General features: G+C 68.9%; 7 protein-coding genes and 2 pseudogenes. 3 read left to right on the plus strand and 6 right to left on the minus strand.

Translation table 11 applies throughout. The features are described from left to right. Positions 1 to 49: 49 nt before the first annotated feature. Positions 50 to 1497, plus strand: a protein-coding gene (locus GCE65_RS12635) for an IS3 family transposase (protein ID WP_153879273.1) whose coding sequence is annotated in 2 segments (ribosomal slippage) — positions 50 to 419 and positions 419 to 1497 — 1449 coding nt in all. Because the reading frame shifts where the segments join, the coding sequence is not laid out codon by codon here. On the opposite strand, the gene GCE65_RS12640 is transcribed toward GCE65_RS12635, so the two are convergent. Together GCE65_RS12640 and GCE65_RS12645 are read right to left on the minus strand one after the other, a co-directional pair. After that, on the minus strand, positions 1405 to 2124 hold the full coding sequence (locus GCE65_RS12640) for a helix-turn-helix domain-containing protein (protein WP_153878650.1): 720 nt from the start codon (positions 2122 to 2124) through the stop codon (positions 1405 to 1407). The genes GCE65_RS12635 and GCE65_RS12640 overlap by 93 nt on opposite strands. Before the next feature lie 487 nt (positions 2125 to 2611). Beyond that, positions 2612 to 3989 (minus strand): annotated as a pseudogene (locus tag GCE65_RS12645) (IS1380 family transposase). A gap of 1669 nt (positions 3990 to 5658) precedes the next feature. Between GCE65_RS12645 and GCE65_RS12650 the strand changes: the two are divergent. Continuing rightward, entirely contained in the window at positions 5659 to 6147 is a 489-nt protein-coding gene (locus GCE65_RS12650) for an isoprenylcysteine carboxylmethyltransferase family protein (RefSeq protein WP_153878651.1), read from the plus strand. A gap of 29 nt (positions 6148 to 6176) precedes the next feature. Here GCE65_RS12650 and GCE65_RS12655 read toward each other — a convergent pair whose 3' ends face one another. Continuing rightward, on the minus strand, positions 6177 to 8243 hold the full coding sequence (locus GCE65_RS12655; RefSeq protein ID WP_153878652.1) for a thioredoxin domain-containing protein: 2067 nt from the start codon (positions 8241 to 8243) through the stop codon (positions 6177 to 6179). 660 nt (positions 8244 to 8903) lie between these two features. Between GCE65_RS12655 and GCE65_RS12660 the strand changes: the two genes are divergently transcribed. Next, complete coding sequence (locus GCE65_RS12660) at positions 8904 to 9887, plus strand: ATP-binding protein (protein WP_228759947.1); 984 nt, start codon at positions 8904 to 8906, stop codon at positions 9885 to 9887. On the opposite strand, the pseudogene GCE65_RS12665 reads toward GCE65_RS12660, so the two are convergent. From GCE65_RS12665 to GCE65_RS12675, 3 genes and pseudogenes are all read right to left on the minus strand, one after another. Continuing rightward, a pseudogene (locus GCE65_RS12665) lies at positions 9870 to 10064 on the minus strand (DUF255 domain-containing protein); the annotation flags it as partial. The gene GCE65_RS12660 and the pseudogene GCE65_RS12665 overlap by 18 nt on opposite strands. A gap of 111 nt (positions 10065 to 10175) precedes the next feature. Beyond that, positions 10176 to 11021 (minus strand): hypothetical protein, encoded by an 846-nt coding sequence (locus GCE65_RS12670; protein WP_153878653.1) that lies wholly within the window; start codon positions 11019 to 11021, stop codon positions 10176 to 10178. Beyond that, positions 11018 to 11779: a helix-turn-helix domain-containing protein gene (locus GCE65_RS12675; RefSeq protein ID WP_153878654.1), complete on the minus strand. Its 762-nt coding sequence runs from the start codon at positions 11777 to 11779 to the stop codon at positions 11018 to 11020. Before GCE65_RS12675 ends, GCE65_RS12670 begins: the two co-directional genes overlap by 4 nt. Between the last annotated feature and the right edge of the window lie 28 nt (positions 11780 to 11807).

Raw genomic sequence — 11807 nt, forward strand, 5'->3', positions numbered from 1 at the left:
GGGTGAGACTAGGAACGATCCGATGATGATGCCGAACGCGTTGAAGATGATGAACGAGAACAGTCAGGAGGACCCCGCCGGGGCTGGCCCCCGGGCTGGTGGCCCGAAGCGGCGACGGTTCACCCCGGCGCAGAAGCTCGCCCATGTCCAGGCCTACGAGCAGGCCCTGGCCGACGGGGACGCGGGAGCGTACCTGCGCCGCGAGGGGCTGCACTCGGCCTCCATCAGCGAGTGGCGGCGGCTGCGTGATGCGGGCGTCCTCGAGGGCAAGGAGCCTGGTCAGGCGGTCGGTCGCCCGAACCGGGAGCAGGCCGAGATCGGACGGCTGCGCAGGCAGTTGGAGGTGACCCAGAACGAGTTGGACCAGACCCGTACTGCCCTGGAGATCATGGGAAAAACACACGCGCTCTTGGAGCAGATCTCCAGGAGCGCGCAGGACGGGCACGGGCCCACGAAGCGCTGATGGCCACCCACGAGGAGCTCACCGGTGCCGGCATCACCACCCGTGAGGCTGCGCGGCTGACGGGCATCTCCCGGGCCACGGCCGCTCGCCACGGCAAGGCCCGCCCGGCGCCGACCCCACTTGATCGGGCCGATCCGGTCAATAGGCTCTCGTGTGCCGAGCGCGAGGTCGTGTTGGAGGTCCTCGATAGCCCGGAATTCGTTGACTCCACGCCGATGCAGGTCTACGCCACATTGCTCGAACGAGGGACCTACCTGTGCTCGGTGTCCACGATGTACCGGATCCTGCGTGAGGACGACCAGGTAGTCGATCGTCGCCGGCAGGCCCGTCACCCCGCCCGGACGGTCCCCGAGCTCGTGGCCACCGGCCCCGGCCAGGTCTATACGTGGGACATCACGAAACTGCCCGGACCGGCCAAGGGCGTCTACTACGACGCCTACGTCATGCTCGACATCTACTCGCGCTATATCGTCGGGGCCATCGTCCACGCCCGTGAAAGTGGCCCGCTGGCCGAGGAGATGATGCGCGAGGTCTTCGGCATCCACGGCATCCCCCACGTCGTCCACGCCGACCGCGGCACCTCGATGACCTCGAAATCGGTCGCTGTACTGCTGGAGGACCTGCAGGTAGTCCGTTCACACTCACGCCCGCGGGTCTCGAACGACAACCCGTACTCGGAATCACTGTTCAAGACCGCCAAGTACAGCCCCACGTTCCCCGAACGGTTCGGATCCCTGGACGATGCCCGCGCCTGGATGGCCGAGTTCACCGAGTGGTACAACCACGAACACCACCATTCCGGGATCGGGCTCCACACCCCCGCAGACGTCCACTATGGCCACGCCGATCAGATCGCGACCGACCGTCAGGCCACCCTCGCCGCCGCGCGCGCTGCCCACCCCGAACGCTTCTCGACCAACCACGCCCCGAAGATCCTCGACCTACCCACAGCGGCCTGGATCAACCAGCCCGACGATGAACACGACCAATCGACCAAGGAGGACTCGAACCCGGCCTACGAACAGGCCGCATAACAGGGCACTGGCCTCGTACACCTTGACAACTTCCGTCGTCTCGAGCCCGTAGAACCCGGCCGGGAGCTTGCCGTAGACCTCCCTCGCGCAGGACAGCAGACCCGTGGCCGCCAGGGCCGGCAGGGCGAGTAGGAGCCCGGCCAGCGGGACCCGCGCGGCCGGGGCGAACACCGGGTCGGCGGCCTCGATCACATGCGCCCGAGCCGCGGCACGCTCACCAACACGCGGCTCCGGCTCGGCCAGCACCACCGGCACGGCCTCGACCCGCGCCCCCGCCGCGCCCGGCCCCACCCCGGCCTCGCCACCGCCCGCCCCCTCGGCCAGAGCCCGGCGCACCGAATCGGTCGAGACCCCGACCGCCGAGGCCACCGCCCGCAACGAGGCCCCACCCGCGCGGCGGGTCCCGATCTCGGCGACCACCGCCGGCGTCAGTTTCGACGGGCCTCTCGGCCCGCGCCGCTCCGGGACCAGCCCGGCCGTCCCCGCGCTCTGCGCGGCCCGCACCCACCGGCGCAACGTCTCTCGGCCGATGTCGAACCCGGTCGCCACCGCCGCCCCGTCGCGGCCCCGATCCGCACCAGCGCCACCGCCGCGAGCCTGCGTCCGGCCTCGTCCTGGCCGTCCCACAGGTACGCCAGCTCCCCGCGCACGTACACCCGACCAGCCCCGTCGGCGTCCTCGACGAGCGCGGCCACCTCACCGATCTGAACCGCGCCGAACGGTGCCAACGGTAGCGGTGCCTGGACAGTCATGACCGCCATCTCACCACCCCGACCAACCGATACAAACTCACCCAATAATTATCTCACATGCTGACCGCGACGACCAGCACCTTTGCCAGTAAACACGCCGGTCAAGCAATAGCTATGTCAGGAGTCCTGGGCTCGGGATGATGGCCGGCGGGGCCGGGCTGGCGGACTCTTCTGGGTAGCGGCCGGCACCATCAACTCGCAACGCTGTCACTCGCCCTCACCTCAGCCTGGATCCACCGTCCGGGTCGTGGTGAGGGTGTGAGGGCCGGGTTCTGGCGGGTCGGGTCGTGTGGGCGTGGCGGGGCTGCCGGTCTGCCCGGCTTTTCCACTTGTGTTCCGGTCGTGCCCGTGGGGGCTGGTGGTCAGGTCGCCGGGGCTGGGGGTGGCCCGCAGGCAGCGACATAGAGCGCTTCCCAGGGGCCTTGGTGGGCCCAGTTCCGGGGTAGGTGCATGATCAGCCGTCGTGCCGAGGACGCGATCCGGGCGGGGACGCGGATGAGGTGGTCTCGGATGGTCGCGGTGGTGGCCCGGGCGTGGAAGAGGGAGGCCAGGGTCCCGGCGGCGCGGGTGAGGTTGAACGCGATCGCGGCCAGCACGAGCCAGGCCGCATTCGCGGTGAACTTGCCCGAGGGCGCGTGGGCCAGGGCCGAGGCGCGTAGATCGGCGTGGACGCCCTCGATGATGGCGTGGGCGCGGTGGGCCTTCTCGGCCTCGAGCATGCTCAGGGGCGAGTCGGTGAAGACGGCGTGGTACCGGTAGGTGGCGAACAGTTCGTCCTGCCCGGCCCTGGTGGCTGCGGGGTTGAGCCGTTTGACGCGGCGCACGATCAGCCGTGCGCTGATGTGCTCGGCCTTGGGACGGGAGGTGAACGCGGTGAAGGGGATCTCGGCGACCTGGGCATCAGAGATCAACCGGCCCTCGTCTTCGTCCCAGATCGCGTTCGGGTACCGGATCGGGGTCCAGGCCTGCGCGTCGATGCTGGTGATCGCGGCCGTGATCGCCGGGTTCATCCGCGCGGTCAACGAGAAGTGGGCACCGGCCCGGCCCCGCGGCGGCCACCTCACGGCTGTAGTAGGCCGAATCGGCGCGCAGGATCACCACCCCGCCGGCGCCGGCCGTCCGGGCGGCGGCGAGGGAATCGGCGACGAACTTGCCCGCCCCGCGTGCACTGTTGGCCGGGCCCCGGCGTAGCCGCGTGCCCACGATCACCGGCGCGGCCACCGGGGTGGCCACGGTCGCGATCAGCGCGTTGAGGCCCTTGACCTTGTTGTAGCCGTACCCGGCGCCCTGCTTGGCGTACCCGTAGGTCTCCTTGATCGTGTCGTCGATATCGACGTAGGCGATCTGACCGGCACCGGCCAGCACCGGGGCCTGCCCGGCCAGACGGGTCAGGAAGCGGGAGGCGATCGCGTCGAGCTGGCGGACATGCCCGAAGGTGAACGCGCGTAGGAACGTGCCCAGCGTCGAGGGCGCACGCGCATCCTGGAACAATTTGCCCATCCCGCCGTGGCGCAACAGGTCCATGTCATCGATGGAGTCGGCCCCCGCGGTCATACCCGCGACCAGCGCCAACACCTTCGCCCCTGGGTTCGCGCTGCCCGCACCCGACAGACTCAGATGCTCACCGACCAGCGCCGACAGCCCGGCCCGCTCGGCCAGCGCCATCACCGGGACAAGACCCGCCACGCCGACCAGGTTCGGATCGTCGAACCGTACCGAGGAGACATGAGATAGTTGCATCTACGAGATGCCCTTCTTTTTTGGGACTGCGTGCGTTGACAACACGCATTATCCCAGGCCAGGAGGGCATTCTCATGCTCCCACGCCACCCAGACTCAAACCAGCACGGTGGATCCAGGCTCAGACCTCCGGAAGTAGCGATGGCACGTTGCTCGGATCTGCGGGCTTGTGTCCGAGGCACCGTCTGGAACGCGTAGCGATTCGCGAGTCGGGTTATCCACAGGAAGTGCCGGCGTGCTGGTCTTCAAGGCTGTCCTCGGCGCTACTTCCGGAGGTCTGAACCCCTCCGAGAGCTTTGCAGTGCAGCGAGTGCCGTCAAAATACCTAGGGAGCCCCCGACTCCAGCCATGAGGAACACTTGACTAAGCAATTCATGCGACGTAATGGCTAGAATGGTGCCTGTGGCTGTGAAGCCTACATATACCCCTCCAGAGACATAGGCTCGCCTCGTCCGCGCGAGATCACTCAGCGCGCCGCGACTGATCGAACGGATGCCCACAATTAATGCCCAGACGAGTAGCGCGCCAGCCACCAGAACAGCGAGAGCCGGAAGCGCATCACCATTCATTAAAAGCAGCACCGTCGCTACCATGGAGCAACCTCCAATTATCCATAATACTGCACACAATATGCCGCGCCGACGGTCTGCCATGGATGCCTCCGTCTCAAATTAGCAGTGCGTACCGACCCACGTGAAGAACGCACTGTGGCCGAGTATTACGAATCCGGCGACTATTGGATTCACCCCCGCCAATGCGATCAACGCTCCCCACCCCACGTGTTGATAATACCTATCGCCCACAAGGCCCATGTGCAAGCCGTTGAGCTACTAGTCGTCATCATATCACCGGTCGGCAATTCCAAAGCGGCAGGGGACTCACCGAGCGAGGGCTGCGTTTCTGCAGTTCCCACAACTGGAGAACCGTCGAGCACCGCTTCCGCTACCGGATGACCCGCCTCGAAGAGGGTTTTCTCACCATCGGCGAGAGTCACTGTCACGGTTAGAGCATCACGATCAACAATCACCGCGCGCGGACCGTCGGCCGTTTCGACGGTATAGCGATCTGAGTTTACTGACGTATGTGTCTGCGCGCTAGCGAGTGACCCGGTCATCACGACGGCGAGTGACGCGACGAGCGCGACAATAGCCCAGCGGAGCACAACTGCTGACGCAGCGCCCACCCCTTGACGAATTGTAAATAAAATTCCCCCTACCAATCAGCTACTATTAGTCATAGTAGCCACCATTGCGGGCCATGGCAGAACGATACGTCTCCATACCATCGTCCAGGGCGTCGCTTGTCAACGATCAACGTTGGGCGTGAGACCGAAATGTTCAGAGCGTGGGATTTGTGGGCGCGGGCAGGCAGGAGCGACCTTACCTCGCTCTCATCGCATTTTGAGGCCCTGACTGCGACCCACCCCTCGGCCCAACACCTGCCCGCGCCAGGTCACCGCGAACGTCTCGGTCGGGCAGATCGACCTGGCCGTACCCGAGGCCGAGTACGCGGTCACCCGCTCCAGCGCCCTCGGTTCGACCGGTGACCTGCGGATCCGTCAGGATCCCGCCTCCGCGAACACGATGGACCTGTCGGTCCAGCTCGGCGAGATCACGGTCGACTACTCGAAGTAGGCTCGCCGGCCGGAGGGCGGGCGTACCGTCGAGCGCATGGACGACGTCTCCCGCCCGCGCGTAGCCGGGTATCTGCTCGGTCAGGGCATCTGCCTCGCAGCCGTGGCCTGGCCCGAGCGCCCGCGTGACCCGGCGCACCGCCCGGGCAGGTTCTCCCGGGTGGCCGGGCTGGGGATGATGGCCGGTGGGGCCGGGCTGGCGTTCTGGGGCATGGCCGGGCTCGGCGGGCAGCTCCAGGCCTCCCCGGCTCCCCGGGCCGGGGCCGCTCTGCGCACGGAGGGGGCGTACGGGATCGTGCGCCATCCCATCTATGCCGGCCTCCTCCTCGGCGCCGCCGGGCGCGCCCTGCGCTCGGGCGGCCGGCGGCACCGGCTCGGGGCGCTCGCCCTCGCCGCGCTGCTCGACTCGAAGTCCCGCTACGAGGAGGGGTTCCTGCGCCGGCGCCACCCCGGATACGAGGAGTACGCCGCCCGGGTGCCGCGGCTGCTACCGCGCCATCGGGTCGGCGCGCCGAGCAGGTCCTGAGCCGGCGGGGTGGTCTCGAGGCCCGCCCGTCAGCCGAGTTCGGCGCGCAGATCGGCCAGGGTCGTGACGGGGCGGCGGCACACGAACTGCTCGCACACGTAGGCGCTACTGCGCCCGTCCACCAGTGGTCGCCCGCTCAACAGCGGGTGCTCGCCGCCGGGCGCGCCGGCGAGGGTCACCTGGCCCGGCGAGGCGGAACCGCGCGCGGCCGCGAGCAGGTCGGCGGCCGCCTCGTCGGTGCCGACGATCGCCACCTGCCGAGGCCCGGCGATGGCGGCCTCGGCGACCGCGAGCGTCCAGCCCGCGAAGCGGGGACTGCGGGCGGCCACGGCCCCCTCGGCCGCGATCGCAGCGCCGGCCTCCGCGCGCAGGTCCCCGGTGAGGGCGGAGTAGGTGAGCAACGCACCCGCGAGCGCGGAGGTGGCGCAGGGCTCGGCGTTGTCGCCGGCGGTGCGCGGCCGGTGCAGGAGCACCTCACCGTCGTCGGGCGTGTCGTAGAAGCCGCCCCGCCCGTCCGGGAAATGCTCGAGCGCGGCCGCGAGCAGACGGCGCGCCCGGCCCAGCCACTCGCTCTCGCCGGTGGCCTGGTGGAGGGCGAGCAGGCCCTCGGCCAGGTTGCCGTAGTCGTCGGCGGCCCCGAGCGCCTCCCCCGCCCGGCCGTTCCGGGAGACCCGCCACAGCCGGACTCCGGCCGCCGGATCACCGGCTTCGGGTCGTGATCCGCCGGCCTGACCCGCCTGACCGGCCTGAGCGGCCTGACCGGCCTGACCTGCCTGACCTGCCTGACCGGCCTGGGAGGCAGGTGTGCCGTGCACGTCGAGCACGAACCGGGCGGCGCGGGCCGCGGCGTCGATCCAGTCCGGTTCGGCCAGGAGCGCGCCCGCCTCGGCGAGCGCGGCGATCGCCAGGCCGTTCCAGGAGGCGACCACCTTGTCGTCCACGTCCGGCTGACCCCGCCGGGACCGGGCCGCCCGAAGCGCCGCACGCCACGTCGGCCATTCCCCCACGTCGCCGCGCAGCCGCAGGGTCGAGGAGCCGCCCTCGTACGTGCCGCCCGGGGTGACGCCGAGAAGCTCGGCCGCGCGGGCGCCGTCCACACGCCCGAGCACCTCGGCCAACTCGGCCGGCGACCACACGTACGTCGCCCCCTCGACTCCCCCGGTCTCCGCGTTGAGCGAGGAGGCGAAGCCGCCACCCGGGGCGCGCAGGTCGGCGAGCAGGAAGCTGCAGGTCTCGCGCACGACGCGCTCGGCGAGCGGGGCTCCGGTGAGGCGGAACCAGTGCAGATAGGCGCGCAGGAGGAGGGCGTTGTCGTAGAGCATCTTCTCGAAGTGCGGCACGACCCAGGCCTCGTCGACGCTGTAGCGCGCGAAGCCACCGGCGAGCTGGTCGTAGATGCCGCCGCGGGCCATCGCGGTCGCGGTGCGCTCGGCCAGGTCGAGGGCGGGCGCCGAGCCGGTGCGGGCCGCGTGGCGCAGCAGGAAGGTGAGCACCATCGAGGGCGGGAACTTCGGGGCGGTGCCGAAGCCCGCGTTCACCGGGTCGAAGGAGCCCTGCAGGGTCGTGACGGCGGCCTCGAGGGTCGCGGCGTCGATGGGGGCGGGCGGCGGGGCGGACAGGGCCCGCAGGTGCGCGGTGACCTCGGCCGACGACTGGGTCACGGCGTCGCGATTCTTCTCCCACGCGGCCGCGACTGCATCCAGTAGGCGCAGGAACTGATCGCGTGGGTAGTAGGTGCCGCACGCGAACGGCTCACCGTCCGGGGTGAGGAAGCAGGTCATCGGCCAGCCGCCCTGGCCGGTCGTCGCGACCGTGGCGTTCATGTAGATCGCGTCGATGTCCGGCCGTTCCTCGCGGTCGACCTTGATCGGCACGAAGCCCGCGTTGATCGCGGCGGCGACCTTCTCATCACTGAAGGACTCCCTGGCCATGACGTGGCACCAGTGGCAGGCCGCATATCCCACGCTCAGCAGGATCGGGACGTCGCGGCGCTTCGCCTCGGCGAGCGCCGCGGGCCCCCACTCGTGCCAGTCCACGGGGTTGTCAGCGTGCTGGAGCAGGTAGGGACTCGTAGCCGATGCGAGACGGTTGGCCATGTGCCATGACTCCTAACGAGTGGCGCGTGCATCACTTCTTCGTGAGTGATGCACGAGATTCGCGTACGAGGGTTCCTCCAGCGTAGGAGGTCTCGTGGCGACTCGTTCTCGGCCGAAGCTGCCCGCGCAGGGCAAGCCGGGCCCCCTCGGCGGCACGCGGCTGTGGCGGGTGCGGCGTGCCGGTGACGAAGTGGCCGGTGGAGTAGAGCCGTCGTGCGATGGGCAAGGGCGGGAGGACACTCTTCTCCCAGCGCGGCCGCGAGGACCTCCGCGGCCAGCTGTGCGGACCTGACGGCGACGACCCGCTGATGACTCGCCTCCCGCTATTCGGTACGAAGATCCGCGTCGCCGGCTTCGGCGGCCTGCGCCTCGGCGAGCAGAACGGGCTGCGGCAATCGACGTCTTCTTGGATCGCGGCTACGCGCACGTCAACGGCTCCTGGATCACTCTTCCTCAACAGCGACTACGGGTGGGCCGACCTGGCCAACGGCCTACGGGAAGATCGACCCACTCGCGGTCCTGCAGATCCACGAGCGACGCGTCCGCAACGAACTCACCGTGCGAACACGCCAAGCGCAGCCGCAAAAGTTCGACTTCAAGCGATCCGAATCTTCAGATTCATCGACCGTAAGAGTTCGACTTCATCCTACGCAAACGTTAGTGGACGACCGCGCCGAGAAGGGGCAGTTCATCCTCACCGGATCCGCCCGACCTCGCGACGACGCGAGTCGGCACTCCGGGGCGGGGCGGTTCTCCGTCATGCAGATGCGGCCGATGAGCCTGTTCGAATCCGGCCACTCGACTGGGGAGATGTCGCTGGCCGGCCTGTTGGATGGCGAGCGCCAGACGGGCCTGGGGACGCACCTGTCCTTCGACGAGCTGCTCCGCCGCATCATCACCGGCGGTTGGCCACAGCTGCTCGACGCCGACGAGGACTTCGCACGCGACTGGCTGGCCGACTACCTGCGCCAGGTCGTGGAGGTGGACGTCCCAGAGATGGGCCACCGCCGCAACCCCGGCAATCTGCGACGCCTCCTCGAAGCGCTGGGTCGCGGCGTCGGACAGCCAGTCAAGTTGAGCGATCTGGTCAAGGACGTCGGGGGCGAGAGGGGGCCGATCGCGTACGAGACGCTCACCGGCTACCTCGATGCACTCACCCGCCTGTGGCTCACCGACGACTCCGCGGCCTGGCGCCCTCACATGCGCTCGCGAGCCCGACTCCGCACCGCGCCCGTGCGCTACTTCATCGACCCCTCGATCGGACCCGCCGCACTGAATATCGGCAGTGCCGAACTCAAGGCCGATCCCCTGGCGTTGGGCTTCCACTTCGAAGCGCTGGTCATCCGTGACCTCCGCATCTACGCGCAGCTGCACCGAGGGCAGGTCGACTCCTGGCGCGACGAAAACGGTAACGAGGTCGACGCCGTGCTGACCGCTCGGGACAACAAGTGGGCAGCCTTCGAGGTCAAGCTCAACCCACGCGACGTCGACGCCGGGGCCGCATCCCTGCTCAAGTTCGCCAGGAACGTCGACACCGACCGCCACAAGGAACCTGCATGTCTCGGCGTGATCACGTCGACAGGCGCCGGCGGCCGGCGGCGCGACGGCGTTCACGTGATCCCGATCGGATGCCTCGGCCCCTGACGATCCCTCAACCTCGTGGCACCAGTGGCAGGCCGCATATCCCACGCTCAGCAGGATCGGGACGTCGCGGCGCTTCGCCTCGGCGAGCGCCGCGGGCCCCCACTCGTCCCAGTCGACGGGGTTGTCGGCGCGCTGGAGCAGGTAGGGGCTGAGGGAGTCGGCGAGGTGGTTGGTCACCTCTCATGACTCCTGACGAGTGGCGTGTAGATCATGCTGATGCAAGCCTGGTAGTCGCGATGACCAGTCTTCCAGCTCCGGCTCTCGCCTGGACACCGAAGAGCAATTCGGTCAAACAAGGAATTCCCTCCACGACTCGAAGACGTGATCGATCGCTGCTGGGTCGACGAACGTGTCGAAGGACGACTTGGCGCGCTCGACGTTCACTCGGTCGCGGAGGACCCCGGCTGTCCACTCGACGCTCTGGCGGACGTCCGCCCCGACCTCGGCGTGGTCGGCGAACTCGTCGATCACCCGGGCCGTGTCGACCGGATCGGCCACGGCCATGAGCCGCCATAGGTCGCCGAGGTCCTTGTCGCGGACCTGCCCCTTGCGCGGCGCCCGCAGCCGTTCTCCGATCTTGGAGCCCTTGGCGAGGATCAGCGCAGGGACCTCGGCCACGTTGACCCGCGCCGACAGTCGCGCGTCGGCGAGGTCGGTGATCGTCAGGGGTGATCGATTGAAGGCCGCAAGCTCTAGACCCAAGGCGTTTCCGACCGCGAGCTTGCCGTGCGCTGGTTGCAGAGCGGGCACCCCCCGCCTGGTCCGGCTCGCCGTGCCCGACAAGCCGTGCGGCGCGAGCAGGTCGATCTTCTCCCGGAACGCCCGCGTCCCGTCCGGCTCGTCGTACGACTCTCGCCCCCACAGTCCCGGCCGCGCCCTGGTGCGATGTTCGTAGCCGGCTTCAGCCAGCAGTGCCTCGATGCTGGGCACATCGCCGACCAACCCCGGTGTGACGCCGAGGTCGCCGTCTCCGGTCGGCATCCTCGGCACGTCGAGGTCCATCGTGCGCAAGAGGACGGCGTGGGCTCCGACCAACGTCAGCGATTCGGCATGGGCCGCAAGGACACCGACGACGTTGATGATCGCACGGCGGCTCCACTCGATCTCGGTGCGCGGCGCCTTGAGGTCCCTCATGCCACTCGCCGCCCCAGCAGGATGTCGGCCTGTTCGGCCATGCGGTCGATGCCGCCGTAGGCGTCGATGACGACCTGGTCGCGTGCCACCACCGTGACGTCATCGATCGTGGTGCGCCCGAGCTCACACACCCCGTCGAACGGGATCAGGGTGACGCGCATGCCGAAGGAGACCGGGTCTTTGCGCACCAGGCCCGCAGTCTGGGCTGCGCGTTCGACGTCCTCGACGTAGAGGACCGGCCACGCCTCGCCCGCGCTGGAGCGATAGAGGTTCGCACCGGCATCGCCGGTCACGGCGTAGTCCACGCCTGCGGGACCCAAGGCATCGGCAAGCTCGAATGCGGTCGCGCCGGCCTTGAAACCGACCGCTCCGGCCCGACGAGTCAGCCGAGCGGCGCGCCCCGCCCGAAACAGGAGATCGGCTTCTTTGCCGGCGACCGTCCGGCCGCGGTCATCGATGAGCCCGATCCGCGCCCAGCGCTGCCGCCAGGCGTCAACAGCCGGCGTCACCTCGATGCCCAACATGGGATCGAAGGCCAACCGGGCGGCTGCGATCGCCCCGACGTCGACGGCACCGGTGAATCCGATCGGCTCCCCCAGGACCGCCAGGATCTCCTGAGTCAGATCGAACGACGGGCTGACCGCACCGGACTCGATCCGGGTCACCGTCGTCGGGGCAACGTCGACCAACGCCGCGAGTTGTCGAGCACTGAGCCCGTTCACGCGACGCAGCGTCGAGATGCGCTCCGCAAGGTCCATATCGCCAACCTACAGCAGTGTTGCATAT

This window comes from Pseudactinotalea sp. HY158, from assembly GCF_009660225.1.
In the GTDB taxonomy this organism is placed as follows: Bacteria; Actinomycetota; Actinomycetes; order Actinomycetales; family Beutenbergiaceae; genus HY158.